Annotated in this window: 11 protein-coding genes and 1 tRNA gene; 6 read left to right on the top strand and 6 right to left on the bottom strand. The window is 56.2% G+C overall.

What is annotated here, in order from left to right:
• Positions 1-56: 56 nt before the first annotated feature.
• The gene (locus tag AOY23_RS05880; RefSeq protein WP_054178726.1) at positions 57-962 is read right to left on the bottom strand and encodes a LysR family transcriptional regulator; all 906 of its coding nucleotides are present in this window, start codon (positions 960-962) and stop codon (positions 57-59) included.
• A gap of 115 nt (positions 963-1077) precedes the next feature.
• Between AOY23_RS05880 and AOY23_RS05875 the strand changes: the two genes are divergently transcribed.
• From AOY23_RS05875 to AOY23_RS05855, 5 genes are all read left to right on the top strand, one after another.
• Positions 1078-1938 (top strand): pirin family protein, encoded by an 861-nt coding sequence (locus AOY23_RS05875; protein ID WP_054178727.1) that lies wholly within the window; start codon positions 1078-1080, stop codon positions 1936-1938.
• 168 nt (positions 1939-2106) lie between these two features.
• Positions 2107-2194 (top strand) — tRNA-Ser (locus AOY23_RS05870).
• 235 nt (positions 2195-2429) lie between these two features.
• Positions 2430-3170, top strand: a complete 741-nt coding sequence (locus AOY23_RS05865; RefSeq protein WP_407830002.1) for an alpha/beta hydrolase — start codon at positions 2430-2432, stop codon at positions 3168-3170.
• A 40-nt stretch (positions 3171-3210) separates the two neighbouring features.
• Entirely contained in the window at positions 3211-3885 is a 675-nt protein-coding gene (locus AOY23_RS05860; RefSeq protein ID WP_054178729.1) for a heavy metal response regulator transcription factor, read from the top strand.
• Entirely contained in the window at positions 3882-5267 is a 1386-nt protein-coding gene (locus tag AOY23_RS05855) for a heavy metal sensor histidine kinase (protein WP_054178730.1), read from the top strand. The genes AOY23_RS05860 and AOY23_RS05855 overlap by 4 nt, the downstream gene beginning before the upstream one ends.
• 58 nt (positions 5268-5325) lie before the next feature.
• Here AOY23_RS05855 and phoH read toward each other — a convergent pair whose 3' ends face one another.
• From phoH to putP, 5 genes are all read right to left on the bottom strand, one after another.
• Positions 5326-6114 carry a phosphate starvation-inducible protein PhoH gene (gene phoH / locus AOY23_RS05850; protein WP_054178731.1) on the bottom strand — a complete coding sequence of 263 codons (789 nt, stop codon included), beginning with the start codon at positions 6112-6114 and terminating at the stop codon, positions 5326-5328.
• 571 nt (positions 6115-6685) lie between these two features.
• Entirely contained in the window at positions 6686-7969 is a 1284-nt protein-coding gene (efeB, locus tag AOY23_RS05845) for an iron uptake transporter deferrochelatase/peroxidase subunit (protein WP_054178732.1), read from the bottom strand.
• Positions 7970-7974: 5 nt separating this feature from the next.
• Entirely contained in the window at positions 7975-9105 is a 1131-nt protein-coding gene (gene efeO / locus AOY23_RS05840) for an iron uptake system protein EfeO (RefSeq protein ID WP_054178733.1), read from the bottom strand.
• 57 nt (positions 9106-9162) lie between these two features.
• Positions 9163-9996 carry an iron uptake transporter permease EfeU gene (efeU, locus tag AOY23_RS05835; RefSeq protein ID WP_054178734.1) on the bottom strand — a complete coding sequence of 278 codons (834 nt, stop codon included), beginning with the start codon at positions 9994-9996 and terminating at the stop codon, positions 9163-9165.
• A gap of 200 nt (positions 9997-10196) precedes the next feature.
• Positions 10197-11705 carry a sodium/proline symporter PutP gene (putP, locus tag AOY23_RS05830; RefSeq protein WP_054178735.1) on the bottom strand — a complete coding sequence of 503 codons (1509 nt, stop codon included), beginning with the start codon at positions 11703-11705 and terminating at the stop codon, positions 10197-10199.
• 412 nt (positions 11706-12117) lie between these two features.
• Here putP and putA point away from each other — a divergent pair, with 412 nt between their 5' ends.
• Entirely contained in the window at positions 12118-16080 is a 3963-nt protein-coding gene (putA, locus tag AOY23_RS05825) for a trifunctional transcriptional regulator/proline dehydrogenase/L-glutamate gamma-semialdehyde dehydrogenase (protein WP_054178736.1), read from the top strand.
• The last annotated feature ends 503 nt before the right edge of the window (positions 16081-16583 follow it).

Raw genomic sequence — 16583 nt, 5'->3', positions numbered from 1 at the left:
TGCGGTTTGCTTGTCGGGTGGCGCTTCGCTTACCCGACCTACAGACTACACTTCCCTCAATCTTCCACCATCGCGCGATACTCTTCGGTGAGAAAATCAACCAGTGCTCTGACAGATGGCAGCAACCCACGGCGGGACGGGAACAGCGCGTGAATGACCTCCCGGCGCGGTTCCCACTCTTTCAGCACCACCACCAGCTCGCCCGAGGCCAGTTGATCGCGCACCATCAGCAGCGGCAATTGCACAATGCCCACGCCAGCGATGGCGGCTTCGCGCAGCGCCAGCATGTCGGAGGTGATAAGCCGCGGGGTAAAATGCACGTCGGCGTGAGCGCCCTCCGGGCCGTTCAGCGCCCACCGGTGCAGATGCTTGCCCTCACTCAGGCTCAGCCCCGGCCAGTTGCTGAGTTCGGCAGGCGCACCTGGTTCCCCCATCCGCGCCACCAGTTCCGGGCTGGCGACCAGACGCTGGCCGCGATCAGCGATCACCCGCATGACCAGATCGCTGTCATCGAAAGGCGGGGGCAGCACGCGGATCGCCACGTCAACGCCCTCACCCACCACATCAACACGGCGGTTAGTGGCTTCCAGTTGCAGTTTAACGTCCGGATAGCGCACCATAAATTTCGCTAGCATGGCGCCGACATGCACATGCAGTAGCGTCACCGGACAGGTAATTTTAACCGTGCCACGCGGCTCCACCTGCAACGCGGCAATCGCATCCTGTGCGGCTTCCGCTTCCACCATCATCGCTTTACAGTGCTGATAAAAGGTTTGCCCTAATTCGGTGACCGTAAACTGGCGCGTCGTTCGCTGAATCAGCCGCACGCCGAGCCGCTCTTCCAGTTGCGCAATGCGACGGCTCAGTTTTGATTTCGGCTGACCGAGCGCTCTCCCTGCGGCGGCAAATCCACCGTGATCCACCACCTGTACAAACCAGGCGAAGTCGTTGAGATCCTGCATATTTGCTCCATTGTTCCCTTTTCAGAACAGTGTAGAGCATTTTTGCGATCTACCGATCCATTAATGCTGAATGTAAGCTAATTCATATCGAAAATTCACATCGCAGGAGAGTGTTATGAAACAGATTACCGGTGTTTATACCGCGCCACGTCCGCATTGGGTGGGTGATGGCTTTCCGGTGCGTTCCCTGTTTTCTTACCAGTCCCATGGCAAGCAGCTCAGCCCGTTCCTGCTGCTGGATTACGCGGGTCCGCACACCTTCCCTGCGGATGGCGTGAAACGTGGCGTGGGTGAGCATCCGCATCGCGGGTTTGAAACAGTGACGCTGGTGTATGCAGGCGAAGTTGAGCATCGCGACTCTACCGGCAAGGGCGGCGTGATCGGCCCCGGTGATGTTCAGTGGATGACAGCGGGTGCAGGTATTCTGCATGAAGAGTTCCACTCTGCTGATTTCTCGCGCAAGGGCGGTGAGCTGAAGATGATCCAGTTGTGGGTTAATCTGCCCGCGAAAGACAAAATGGCGGCACCGGGTTATCAGAGCATCACCCAGGAGACCATCCCGACGGTGACTTTGCCCGACAGCAGCGGCACGTTGCGGGTGATTGCCGGTCATTATGACGGCGCGACAGGCCCGGCACACACCTGGTCGCCGATGAACGTCTGGGATATGAAGCTTAATCAGGGACATGACCTGACGCTGACACAGCCGGAAGGCTGGAGCACAGCGCTGGTGATCCTCGAAGGCAGCGTGACGGTCAACGGCACGTCAGACGCGCATGAGGGGCAACTGGTGGTATTGAGCCAGAGTGGCGATTCGTTGCATCTGCACGCCTCGTCAGACGCCAGCGTGTTGATGCTGTCTGGTGAACCCATCGACGAACCGATTGTCGGTTATGGTCCGTTTGTCATGAACAGCAAAGCGGAGATCGCCGAAGCGATTCAGGATTTCAATTCCGGCCGTTTTGGGCAGATGTAATCCTCCCGGACGGGAGCATCAACTGTTCCCCGCCTCATGGACGATGCGGGGAATGATTATTGCTTAACCGAATGATACAGAAAGCTGAAAATATGCTTGACCGTTTTCCTGCAACTCCCTATAGTACCGCCCCGTTGCCCCCTGTGTGGTCAGGCAACAAGACAATATGGTGAGGTGTCCGAGTGGCTGAAGGAGCACGCCTGGAAAGTGTGTATACGGCAACGTATCGGGGGTTCGAATCCCCCCCTCACCGCCATATTCTAGATAAGAGCCTGTACGAAAGTACGGGCTTTTTCTTTTATGTTCTCCGCTGGGGGGATTCGAACGCCCGATCGGAGTACAACCTTTTATTTCTCCCCTTCCCGCTCCGTCATTTTTTTGTCATAACTCACTCACCCTGTTGTCAGAACCCTCTCGCTACACTCACTCCCACATTCAGAGTCAATTCCTGTGAGGAGAAAATGAGCATGAAACTGAAAAGCAAAGCAGTTATGGGTATTGTCGCCGCAGCGCTGATGATGATCGGCGTCAGCCACGCCGCCCACGCCGCACCGGTAAAAAACATTGTGCTGGTGCATGGCGCCTTCGTTGATGGCTCGGGGTGGAAACCGGTCTATGATATTTTGCGTCGTGACGGTTATACGGTCACGCTGGTGCAGGAACCGTTAACCTCGTTTGCCGACGATGTTACGGCAACCCGGCGTATTCTGGACCGCCAGGATGGCCCGGTGATTCTGGTCGGCCATAGCTACGGCGGCGCGATTATTACGCAGGCCGGTAATGATCCCAAAGTGACCGGTCTGGTTTATATCGCCGCCCATGCGCTGGATGCCGGGGAGAACCGGGCAGAAATCAGTAAAAAATATCCCAACACGGCCCATCCTTTTATTAAAACATCGGATGGCTACGTTATGCTTGATCCACAGTACTTCCCGGGTGATTTTGCTGCCGACCTGCCGCGTGAGCTGGCGCAGTTCCAGGCGCAGGCGCAAATTCCCACGTCGCCAACCTCGCTTGCTGCTGTCGTGACAGAAGCGGCATGGAGAACCAAACCCAGTTGGTATATGGTCGCCAAATCGGACAAAATCATTAATCCCGATCTGCAGCGTATGTACGCTAAACGCGCCAAAAGCCATACCGTGGAAGTCGATGGCAGCCATTCCGTTTATCAGTCGCACCCTAATGAAGTCGCCACGCTGATCGAGCAAGCGGCTAACATCGCGCAGAACTGAGTTACCGCTGCTGCGCAGGGAAACACGTCCAGGAGCCAAAGTGAAAATACTGGTGATAGAAGACGAACCCAAGGCGCGTGAGTACATGCGCAGCGGCCTGACCGAATCCGGCTATGTGGTTGATGTCGCGACAGATGGTCAGGAAGGGCTGTTTATGGCCCAGGAATATTATTACGACCTTATCCTGCTGGATGTAATGATGCCCCAAATGAATGGCTGGGAGGTGATGGCGCAACTGGATAAGCAGCTTGATACGCCCGTGATTTTCCTCACCGCCAAAGGGACTCTGGAAGACAAAATCAAAGGGCTGGAGCTCGGTGCCGATGACTATCTGGTCAAACCGTTCTCTTTTGCCGAACTGCTGGCGCGTATCCGTACCGCGCTGCGCCGTGGTGGTCAGGCAAAGCGGGAAGAACAACTGGAAGTCGGCGATCTGCGCCTGAATATGAGTACGCGCCGGGTGGAACGCGCAGGCGTGCGCCTGGATCTGACCAACAAAGAATTCAATTTATTACAGCTGTTTATGCAGAACCCCGGCCAGGTACTGACCCGGACGCTTATCGCTTCGCGCGTCTGGGATATGAATTTTGACAGTGATACTAACGTGGTGGATGTGGCCGTCCGCCGCCTGCGACAAAAAGTGGACGCGCCCTTCGCCTTTCCGCTGATTCATACCGTGCATGGCGTGGGTTATTGCTGTGAGGAAAAGCGATGAGAAATCTGGCGATCAGCACCCGATTATCACTGATGATGGGGACCGCGGTTCTGGTGGTGTTGATCGGCGTGGGAACGGCACTCTATCAGTCGCTTTGCCAGCAACTCAGCATTCGTGACGACACCGCGTTGCTCAATCGTCTGGATCAAATCCGCACGCTGGTGCTTGATGAAGATGTCCAGCAGATGCTCCGCAAGAAGCCACACCTGTTTACCAACATGCTGGGCAACACCGAATCCCTGCTGGTGCTGCGGTTCCCGGGTCAGCCGCCGCTGATCGAGGTGAATCCCGGTCAGCGCCCGTTGCCAGAGCATGTTCCGGTGGTTGCCAGCCAGCCGCTCAGTCTGTCAGACGTGCATCATCAGCCAACGCAAAATGGCGTCCCTTTTATCTCAGCCGCCGCGCTGGCGATCACTGGTCAGCCTCCGCGTCAGCTCGAGATTATTACCGGCAGGCTCATGACTGAACGGGCACAAATCCAGGGGAACTACCTTCGCCAGATTGTCCTTATCACCTTGTGCGCCGCACTGGCGGTGATCATCCTCAGCGCATTTTTAGCCCGCCGCAGCCTGCGGCCGTTGCAACGTCTGGCCAGGGAAACGTCGGCCATTGACGTGCGCCATCTGGGACGGCGCATCACACTGCGCAGCGCGCCCACGGAACTGCAGCCATTGATCAGTGCTTTTAATCAGATGCTGGACCGGCTGGAAAACAGCTTTCAACAGCTCAGTCAGGTCAGTGCGGATATGGCCCACGATCTTCGCACGCCGATCAGCAATCTGCTGGGGCAAACCGAGATTGCGCTGACGCAAAAACGTCCCGAAGCCTATTACACCGCGCTACTCGGTTCCAACTTTGAAGAGCTGGTGCGCCTGTCGACCATGATCGACAAGATGTTGTTTCTTGCCCGGGCGGAAAATGCCAGCCAGGCGATTAACAAAGTGCCACTGTCGCTGGAGGCAGTTTTGCATCCGCTGGCAGACTATTTTGAAGGTCCGGCAGAAGAGCGACATATCACCCTGCGCTTTTCGGTCACTGGGAAAATCATGGCCGATGCCGACCTGCTACAGCGTGCCGTCGCCAATCTGTTAGCTAACGCGATCCGCTACGCCGACAGCCATAGCGACGTACAGATTGAGGCGCGACACCAGGCCGATGGCGTTCTGCTTACCGTGACCAACCACGGTGATGCTATCCCCCAGGAGCAACAGGAAAGGCTGTTTGATCGCTTCTGGCGCGCCGACAGCGCACGCCACGCCTCGGAAAACAGCAGCGGGCTGGGATTGTCGATTGTTCGCAGTATTATGCAACTGCATCAGGGGCGCTGCGGCGTAACATGCGAACAGCGCCAGACAACGTTCTGGCTGCGCTTTCCGCATTAGCCGTTAAAAAAACAAAGCCCGGTTTCCCGGGCCCTGAGTACAGTAACAGAACCGTTATTTAGCTATAGGCATTCAGCGTACGCTGGCACAGTGCAGAGCGTACGCAGTCGTCTTTGGTGAAACGGACGATACCTATCATTTCGTCTTCCTCGAAACGCGCGAGCGCATCGCTTAACCCTGACGGGACGCCAGAGGGCAAGTCACACTGGGTGATGTCGCCGTTCACGATGACTGTCACGTTCTCCCCGAGGCGCGTTAAAAACATCTTCATTTGCGCTGCGGTGACGTTCTGGGCCTCGTCAAGGATCACCACCGCATTTTCAAAGGTACGTCCACGCATATAGGCGAACGGCGCGATTTCCACCTTACCAATCTCTGGTCGCAGGCAGTATTGCATGAAGGATGCCCCCAACCGCTTCACAAGCACGTCGTAAACGGGGCGGAAATAAGGTGCAAACTTCTCGGAAATGTCTCCGGGTAAGAAGCCGAGATCTTCGTCAGCTTGCAGGACCGGACGGGTAACAATGATCCTGTCCACATCCTTATGTATCAGGGCCTCCGCCGCTTTCGCCGCACTGATCCAGGTTTTACCGCATCCGGCCTCACCGGTTGCAAAGATCAGTTGCTTACTTTCGATAGCATTCAGGTAGTGCACCTGAGCGTCATTGCGTGCTTCAACTGGAGAAGTATCACGGCCTTCCCGTGCCATGCCAATTGATTCCACGCCACTCATCTGCACAAGCGATGTGACCGATTCTTCTTCACGTTGCTTATAGCTACGTGAATCTCGTCTCAGCACACGTTTTGCTTCACGACGAGCTTTGATCACTGCTTTTTGTCTTCCCATGGATAGCACCTTGCGTTGTAGGTATTCATCACACGTGCCTTGAACGGCACGACTATGCGTACGAACGATTGAGGTTTGGCTTCCTTGTAAGCCATTGCTTGCTACTGAAGATAGTGTAAGCGCACGATGCGAAGCATCGTGCGTCACACTGGTGAATGCGTTTGCTGTTGAAAATGGGGAAAATTCAGGGGTGAAGAAGTCGCTGCCGGAGGCTGAGGCTCCGTGCTGGGTATTGCGGGTTGTTGCTGTTCTGTTTTGTCCAGTACAGGACGCTACCATTAGCGATCTCCATCGTGAAACTACATCACTGCCGGGAACTACCGCTTATGTCAATAAGTACATCACAAATTATCATTAATGCAACATATTTTTTACCTGAACATAACGTTCAGTGTCCCGTCCAGTCCGGGAAAGTATCTGGCATTTATATTACAGAAATATATCAGCCACCTGGAATCAGAAAAAATATCGAATTATTATAAATTGAATTATGCGCTGCGATAACAATAAGCCAGTGAAGCGTTTGTTGTCCAGTCTGTCATTTAACCTGCCCTTGCGGGCAGGTTATAAATCAGGCAGACAGCAACGTCTGACCGAGATAATGCTGCTCATCTTTCGCGGCTGGCAGTACAAAGAAAAAACCACCGCCAATCGGTTTGATGTACTCTTCCAGCGCCTCGCCGTTGAGCCTTTTCTGCACTGTCAGGAAACCTTTTTCCAGATCGTGCTGATAACAGACAAACAGCAGCCCCATGTCGAGCTGACCAGAATTGGTCGCACCTAGCGAGTAGCTGTACCCCCGACGCATCATCAGACTGGACTGCGTTTCCGGCGTACGCGGGTTCGCCAGGCGAATATGGCTGTCGAGGGCAATCACGTCGCCGTTCGGATCACGGCTGTAATCCGGCACGTCGTGCTCATGCTGCATCCCCAGCGGCGCCCCGCTCTGCTTGTCACGGCCGAAAATCGTCTGCTGTTCTTTCAGTGGCGTACGATCCCAGAACTCAACGTGGAACTGAATGATGCGCACCGCCTGGTAAGAGCCGCCCACCGCCCACGCAGGTTCACCCTGATCGGCGGTCACCCAGACGATATTGTCCATCAGCGACGTATCGCTGCTGTCCGGGTTTGCCGTTCCATCCTTGAAGCCCAACAGGTTTACTGGCGTCTCTTTGCCTTTACTGCGCGCCGCGTGGTCGGAGATAAACCCTTCCCGCTTCCAGCGCACGCTGAGGAGATCCGGCGTGTGCTTGATGATGTCGCGCAGCGCATGGATCACCGTATCCTGGGTGTTGGCGCAAATCTGCAGTAACAGGTCGCCGTGACACAGTGAGGCATCCAGAGAATCATTCGGAAAGCGCGTCATCTTTTGCAGCTTTTTCGGCGCTTTTCCGGCCAGGCCAAAACGTTCATCGAACAGCGAATCCCCCACCGATACGGTCATCGTCAGGTTATCCGGGGCGATATACGGCCCGAGGATCCCGGAATCCATCGGCGGCATGCGCGGATTCGGCGTATCCGGTGCCGGGCCGCCCGCGGTGAGAAAGGCGATACGCTGCGTCAGCAGGCGAAACAGCCGCTCAAGTTCGGCTTTGTCGCCTGCCAGGACATCAAACGCCACCAGCATCATCGATGCCTGTTGTGGCGTCAGCACGCCGGACTGATGGAGACCATAAAACGGCTGCGTTTCCATACGCGCATCCGGCGACACGGTGCCTGGCGCGCTCTGCGGTTTTGCCGCATGAGCGACCGGACACCCGCCGCTGAATGCCAGCGCGCCTCCCAGCACGCCGATACCTTTGAGTAAACGGCGACGTGACGGTTCGTTCACGTCGTCATGTTTTTGTTGTGCCATGATGCTTAGTCCAGCCCCAGGATCCCACGCAGCTGTGCAAGGTCTTCCGCCAGGGTAGTGATCGGCCCTTTCAGCGCGTTGCGGTCAGCGCTGGTCAGTTTGTCGTAAGTTTCGTAACCGTCTTTGGTGCGATACTTCGCCAGGATCGCGTCCACTTTTTTGAAGTTGGCATCGACTTTCGCCAGCAGCGCGCTGTTCTCTTTTTGCAGTTGCGGACGCAGCAGGTCGACAATTTTCTGCGCGCCATCGATGTTGGCCTGGAAGTCCCACAGGTCAGTGTGGCTGTAGCGATCTTCTTCACCGCTGATTTTGCTGGCGGCCACTTCTTCAATCAGCCCGGCCGCGCCGCCCACCACTTTTGATGGCGGGAATGCCAGTTCGCTGATGCGTTTTTGCAGTTCAAGCACGTCGGTGTTCAGTTGCGTGGCGTACTGTTCCATCCCTTTGGTGGTGTTGTCGCCAAACAGCGCTTTTTCGAGACGGTGGAAACCGGTGAATTTCGGGTCGTCCGCTTTCTGCTCATAATCGTCTTCACGGGCGTCGATGCTGCCGTCAAGGTCAGAGAACAGTTCGGCGATCGGTTCGATGCGCTCGTAGTGCTGGCGGGTCGGTGCGTACAGCGCTTTCGCTTTTTCGATGTCCCCGGCTTTCACGGCATCGGTAAAGGCTTTAGTACCGTTGACCAGTTCTGCGGTTTCAGCGGTGACGTAGGTTTTATAGCTGGTGATCGCCTCGCCGAGGCTCAGCACGGCATTCGCTTTGGCAGCGTCAGCCGCTGTTGCTTCGCCCTTCACAATCAGCTTGCCTTTCGGGTTGGTCAGCAGGCCACAGGTCATGTCATATTCGCCAGGCTGCAGGTTGGCCGTCATCTTCTGGGTGAATCCCGGCGCGATGTTTTCACGCTCTTCCACCACCATCACGCCTTTGAGGATTTCCCATTCCAGCGCTTTCTGACTGTGGTTCTGGATGATGAACTGCGTTTTACCGGCATTGACGGTGATGCTTATCGGCTCACACTGTTTGTCGTTGACGGTGACTTTTACCTGCGGAATATCCGCAGCCTGAGCGGCAAAAGCAGAGGCGAACAGCGCAGCAATACCCACTTGCAGCGCACTACGGCGGAAGTTAGTTGTCATGACCTATCCCTTTCAATAAGTATGTTGTAACTAAATGGTGTAATGCGTCGAATGACATCAGGGTGCTGTACGGGACGCTGTCGTACCGGCACGCGGCGGCAGTGCGAACAGCACCAGCGCCGGAATCAAATAAATAAAGTAAACCGCCACTTCGCTGACGCTCGGCGCTTCCTGGTAGCCGAAAATGCCTTCCATCAGCGTGCCGGTCAGAGAATGGGTGGAAAGCACATTGCTGAAATCGAACGCCACCTGCTGGAAGTTGTTCCACAGCCCGGCTTCATGGAAGGCGCGGATCGCCCCCGCCGCCAGCCCGGCCGCCACCAGCAAAATAAACAGGCTGGTCCATTTGAAGAACGCACCAAGATTGAGCCGGATGCCGCCCCAGTAAAGCAGGAAACCGAGCACCACCGCCGTCGCCAGCCCAAGCATCGCCCCCAGCGGCGGCCAGATGCCGACATCCTGCTGGAACGCCGCCAGCAGGAAGAACACTGACTCCAGCCCTTCACGCGCCACGGCGAAAAAAACCATCAGGATTAACGCCCAGCCGTGGTGATTGCCTTTTTGCAGCGCGTTATCCACCGCCTCTTCCAGCTGTTTTTTGACGTTGCGGGAGACTTTGCGCATCCAGAACACCATCCACGTCAGGATGACGACCGCGATCAGCGCCACCAGCCCTTCAAACAGCTCCTGCTCTTTTTGCGGGAACTCGCCCGTGGTTTCGTTGATGAAGATGCCTAAACCGAGGCACAGCGCCGCGGCGAGAAACACACCGATCCACATTACGCCAATCCAGCGACCACGTTGGGTGCGCTTCAGATAACTGGCGATCAGGCTGACGATAAGCGCCGCCTCAAGTCCTTCACGTAACATAATGAGAAATGGAACAAACATGCCGATGTCCTTAAATGTGAATCACGGTCAGCTGGTGCAAAGAAAAGTAAATCTTAGTGATAGCGATTATCATTACGCAGCAAATAAACACAAGTAAAATGTCGTGAGAATGATGACAGGATGTAAAAATTACATGGGGATGGATTCAGGAGAGAAATTCCTGAGCCCGAAAACCAGGCTCAGGATGATTTTCCGGAGGATTATTCCGCCTGTAAACGCGGCGGTGGCGCAGAGCGGTAATGCGCATCGGCCTGTGCGAAACGCTGCTGCATGGACGTTGACGGCGCTTTACCCAGCAGGCTGAACACCACGATGCCAATGCTGCCAAAGATAAAGCCAGGGATAATCTCGTACAGACCCAGCCAGCCGAACTGTTTCCAGACGATGACGGTCACCGCGCCGATGATCATCCCGGCCAGCGCGCCGTTGCGGGTCATGCGGGACCACATCACCGAGAACAGCACCACCGGACCAAAGGCCGCGCCGAAGCCCGCCCAGGCGTAACTCACCAGCCCCAGTACGCGGTTTGCCGGGTTCGCGGCCAGGGCAATCGCCACCAGCGCGACCACCAGCACCATCACGCGCCCGACCCATACCAGTTCTTGCTGGCTCGCGCCTTTACGCAGGAACGCTTTGTAGAGATCTTCAGTAATGGCGCTGGAGCAGACCAGCAACTGACAGCTCAGAGTCGACATCACCGCCGCCAGAATCGCTGACAGCAGAATACCGGCAATCCACGGGTTAAACAGGATCTGCGCCAGCTCGATGAACACGCGCTCGGCGTTCTGGTTCACCGCACCTGCCAGTGACGGGTTGTTGCTGAAGTAAGCAATGCCGAAGAAACCGACCGATACCGCACCGGCCAGGCACAGGATCATCCAGGTCATGCTGATACGACGGGCATGCACGATGCTGTGGTGCGAATCCGCCGCCATGAAGCGCGCCAGAATGTGCGGCTGCCCGAAGTAGCCCAGCCCCCAGCCCATCAGCGAGATGATGGCGACGAAATTCAGCCCTTTCAGCATGTCGACGTTTTCGATGCTTTTCTGTTTGATCACTTCCAGCGAATCGCCGAAGCCGCCGACGGTCAGAATAACGATGACCGGGGTCAGGATCAGCGCGAAAATCATCAGGCTGGCCTGCACGGTGTCGGTCCAGCTGACGGCGAGGAAGCCGCCGATGAAGGTATAGATGATGGTGGCTGCCGCACCGGCCCACAGCGCCGTTTCGTAGCTCAGCCCGAAGGTGCTTTCGAACAGACGCGCACCGGCGACAATCCCGGAGGCACAATATATAGTGAAGAACAGCAGAATGACCAGCGCGGAGATGATGCGCAGCACGCGGCTGCTGTCTTCAAAACGGCCGGTGAAATAGTCCGGCAGCGTCAGGGCATTGTTGTTCACTTCGGTGTGGACGCGAAGGCGACCGGCCACCAGTTTCCAGTTGATCCATGCCCCGACCGTCAGGCCGATGGCAATCCAGCTTTCGGAGATCCCGGAGATGAAAATCGCGCCCGGCAGGCCCATCAGCAGCCAGCCGCTCATGTCAGACGCCCCGGCCGACAACGCTGTCACGAACGGACCGAGACTGCGACCGCCAAGAATATAATCATCAAAGTTTTTCGTGGAGCGCCACGCAATAAACCCGATTAAAAGCATGCCAAAGATATAGACGCAAAACGTCACCAGCATCGGTGTACTAATAGCCATTAAACCTCTCCAGAACTCTTTTTTATTCGCCGTTATGTGCCATCACCGGAACGGAGTGATGATTCTGTGACTGTCAGGGGGACCGTATCCTGACCGAAGCTTTAAAATTTCACAAACGATTTAACACATCATTTACAACGATTGTACCCTGCTCCCTGAGCTAAATTAGCATAGGTTGCACTCGCTCACACTTCTCACAGTTGCACCTTTTATTTTTGTTAAGTAGCGCATGGAAACGTTTTGCGTTCTGTTAATCGTCGTTTTTATTTTTCTTTTGTTATTAACATTTCATTCATTTTTAAGCTTGCTACTCAAGTCACAATTAACAAGGTTGCACAAAGTTGCAACATGATAGATATTTCTGCGTAACCAAATAAAAGTACACAAATAACAGACACAGGAGTGAACGGCAATGGGCACCACCACCATGGGGGTTAAGCTTGACGACGCCACCCGCGAACGCATTAAAGCGGCCGCAACCCGAATCGATCGCACACCGCACTGGTTAATTAAGCAGGCGATTTTTAACTATCTCGAAAGACTGGATAACGACGATGCCCTGCCGGAGCTGCCTGCGCTGCTCTCTGGCGCCGCCAACGAAAGCGAAGACGCGGCCGCGCCGGTCGATGAAACACACCAGCCTTTCCTCGAATTTGCCGAGCAGATCCTGCCGCAGTCCGTCACCCGCGCGAACATCACCGCCGCCTGGCGTCGTGCCGAAACAGATGCGGTGCCGATGCTGCTCGAGCAGGCGCGTCTTCCGCAAAATGTAGCGGAACAGGCGCACAAGCTGGCGTATCAGCTGGCAGAAAAACTGCGTAACCAGAAAACCGCCAGCGGTCGCGCCGGTATGGTGCAGAGCCTGTTGCAGGAATTCTCCCTCTCCTCTCAGGAAGGCGTGGCGCTGATGTGCCTTGCCGAAGCGCTGCTGCGTATTCCTGATAAAGCCACTCGCGATGCGCTGATCCGCGACAAAATCAGCAACGGTAACTGGCAGTCACACATTGGCCGCAGCCCGTCACTGTTCGTTAACGCCGCCACCTGGGGCCTGCTGTTTACCGGCAAACTGGTATCGACGCATAACGAAGCCAGCCTGTCGCGTTCGCTGAACCGCATCATCGGCAAGAGCGGCGAGCCGCTGATCCGCAAAGGTGTGGATATGGCGATGCGCCTGATGGGTGAGCAGTTCGTCACCGGGGAAACCATCGCCGAAGCGTTGGCCAACGCCCGTAAACTGGAAGAAAAAGGTTTCCGTTACTCCTACGACATGCTGGGCGAAGCGGCGCTGACCGCCGCCGATGCGCAGGCGTATATGGTTTCTTATCAGCAGGCCATTCATGCCATTGGTAAGGCGTCGAACGGTCGCGGCATTTATGAAGGGCCGGGCATTTCCATTAAACTGTCGGCGCTGCACCCGCGCTACAGCCGCGCGCAGTACAACCGGGTGATGGACGAACTTTACCCGCGCCTGAAGTCATTAACCCTGCTCGCGCGCCAGTACGACATCGGCATTAACATCGATGCCGAAGAAGCTGACCGGCTGGAGATCTCCCTCGACCTGCTGGAAAAACTGTGCTTTGAGCCGGAACTGGCTGGCTGGAACGGCATCGGTTTCGTCATTCAGGCATACCAGAAACGCTGCCCGTTCGTGATTGATTACCTGATTGATCTTGCCACCCGCAGCCGCCGTCGCCTGATGATCCGCCTCGTGAAAGGCGCTTACTGGGACAGCGAAATCAAACGCGCGCAGATGGAAGGGCTGGAGGGTTATCCGGTTTACACCCGTAAGGTCTACACCGACGTTTCCTATATTGCCTGTGCGAAAAAACTGCTCGGCGTGCCGAACCTGATTTACCCGCAGTTCGCCACCCATAACGCCCATACCCTGGCGGCGATTTACCAGCTCGCAGGGCAGAACTACTATCCGGGTCAGTATGAGTTCCAGTGTCTGCACGGCATGGGTGAACCGCTGTACGAACAGGTGGTAGGCAAAGTGGCGGACGGCAAACTGAACCGCCCGTGCCGCATTTATGCGCCGGTGGGGACGCATGAAACGCTGCTGGCGTATCTGGTGCGTCGTCTGCTGGAAAACGGTGCCAACACCTCGTTTGTGAACCGTATCGCCGATAACACCCTGCCGCTGGACGAGCTGGTTGCTGATCCGGTGGACGCCGTGGAAAAACTGGCGGCGCAGGAAGGCCAGCCGGGTCTGCCGCATCCGAAAATCCCGCTGCCGCGCGATCTGTACGGCAAAGGGCGCGCCAACTCGGCGGGGCTGGATCTGGCGAACGAGCACCGTCTCGCCTCCCTCTCCTCTTCACTGCTGAACAGCGCGTTGCAGAAATGGCAGGCGCTGCCGATGCTGGAACATCCGGTGGAAGACGGCGAACTGACGCCCGTGATCAACCCGGCAGAGCCGAAAGACCGGGTTGGTTATGTGCGTGAAGCCAGCGAAAGCGAAGTCGAACAGGCACTGAACAGCGCAGTGAGCAACGCGCCTATCTGGTTCGCGACGCCGCCGGAAGAACGTGCCGCCATCCTAGAACGCGCCGCTGTGCTGATGGAAGGCCAGATGCAGCAGCTGATGGGCATTCTGGTGCGTGAAGCCGGGAAAACCTTCAGCAACGCGATTGCCGAAGTGCGTGAAGCGGTGGATTTCCTCCACTATTACGCCGGGCAGGTGCGCCACGATTTTGATAACGAAACCCATCGCCCGTTAGGCCCGGTGGTGTGTATCAGCCCGTGGAACTTCCCGCTGGCGATCTTCACCGGCCAGATTGCCGCGGCACTGGCGGCGGGCAACAGCGTGCTGGCGAAACCCGCGGAGCAGACGCCGCTTATCGCCGCTCAGGGCATTGCCATTCTGCGCGAAGCCGGTGTTCCGGCAGGCGTGATCCAGCTGTTGCCGGGGCGCGGTGAAACCGTCGGCGCGCAACTGACCGCCGACAACCGCGTACGTGGCGTGATGTTTACCGGCTCGACAGAAGTCGCCTCGCTGTTGCAGCGCAATATCGCCAGCCGCCTCGACGCACAGGGCCGCCCGACGCCGCTGATTGCCGAAACCGGCGGTCTGAACGCGATGATTGTGGATTCGTCCGCGCTGACCGAACAGGTGGTGATCGACGTGCTGGCCTCGGCGTTCGACAGCGCCGGTCAGCGCTGCTCAGCCCTGCGTGTACTGTGTTTACAGGAAGAGGTCGCTGACCACACCCTGACCATGTTACGTGGTGCGATGGCGGAATGCCGGATGGGTAACCCTGGCCGTCTGACGACCGACATCGGGCCGGTGATCGACGCGGAAGCCAAAGCCAATATCGAGCAGCATATTCAGACCCTGCGCGCCAAAGGCCGCAACGTCTTCCAGGCGGCGTTTGACAACGGCGAAGATGCCCGCGAATGGACCAGCGGTACCTTTGTTCCGCCGACGCTGATTGAACTCGACAGTTTCGACGAGATGAAAAAAGAGGTCTTTGGCCCGGTACTGCACGTCGTGCGCTACCGCCGCAACGAGCTGGATCAGTTGCTGGCGCAGATCAATGCGGCCGGTTATGGCCTGACGCTTGGCGTACATACCCGTATTGACGAGACCATCGCCCAGGTGACCGGCAACGCCCACGTCGGCAACCTGTACGTCAACCGCAACATGGTTGGCGCAGTGGTTGGCGTGCAGCCGTTCGGCGGCGAAGGGCTGTCGGGAACCGGGCCAAAAGCGGGCGGCCCGCTCTATCTTTACCGTCTGTTGTCGAGCCGCCCGGAAACGGCGCTGGCGAAAACCCTCGCCCGTCAGGATGCGGAATACGCGGTGGATACCCAACTGAAAGCGCTGCTGGAAAAACCGCTGCTGGCCCTGACGCAGTGGGCAGAAAACCGCCCGTCGCTGCATGCGCTCTGCCAGCAGTATGGCGACCTGGCGCAGGCCGGGACGCAGCGCCTGTTGCCAGGGCCGACCGGTGAGCGCAACACCCTCACCTTCGTGCCGCGCGAATGCGTGCTGTGCGTGGCCGATAACGACGACGATGCGCTGGTACAGTTAGCCGCGGTGACGGCGGTCGGCAGCGAAGTGCTGTGGCCGGATGAGCCGCTGCAACGCGCGCTGGTGAAACAGTTGCCAAAAGCAGTGGCTGAACGCGTTCGGTTGGCGAAGCCTGACGTGCTGATGGCACAGCACTTTGACGCGGTGATTTACCACGGTGATTCCGATCAACTGCGTGAATTGTGCGAACAGGTCGCGGCGCGTGACGGGGCTATTGTCTCGGTACAGGGGTTTGCCCGCGGTGAAACCAATCTGCTGCTGGAACGTTTGTATCATGAACGTTCGTTAAGTATTAATACCGCCGCGGCTGGCGGTAATGCCAGTCTGATGACGATTGGCTAAGTTATTATTAACCCGGTAACGAATGAGTTACCGGGTTTCTTTCTGCTCACGATATTTCCCCCTCATCTTGCCTTTGCTCACGAATTGCACCTGAAAACGAGAATTTATCTTATATCAGGAATAACTCAACTCCTGATTTAGGATAATATCTCGCCATTCGGTGATCTCGCACATTTCCTGTAATCCCTGACCTTTCTAAGTATTTTCCTAAGAATTTATTTCTTAAATCACCTATTTAATACGATTTCCTTATATTACATATTGAAAGTCGAAACATGTCTGAAGTAAATTTAAGCAATAACTGCCGGAAGTAACAAAAATGCAGAAAAATGAGCTTGTTACATTAAAGAGAAGTTTTTGAAGTTATTGTTAATCTCTCGTCAGTCAGAATCTGATAGTTATTCCTGGATTCTTATGTGGTGCGATTAACATCAATTATTAATACACCAGTCCTCTGTTGAAAAAGGATGTCGCTTACACGACTCGTATTTGGGATTACACCC

Origin of the sequence: Trabulsiella odontotermitis (genome assembly GCF_001297775.1) — a bacterium.
Classification (GTDB): Bacteria; Pseudomonadota; Gammaproteobacteria; order Enterobacterales; family Enterobacteriaceae; genus Trabulsiella; species Trabulsiella odontotermitis.
Note: the sequence above shows the minus strand (reverse complement) of the source record. Positions and strands in the feature narration are given on the sequence as shown.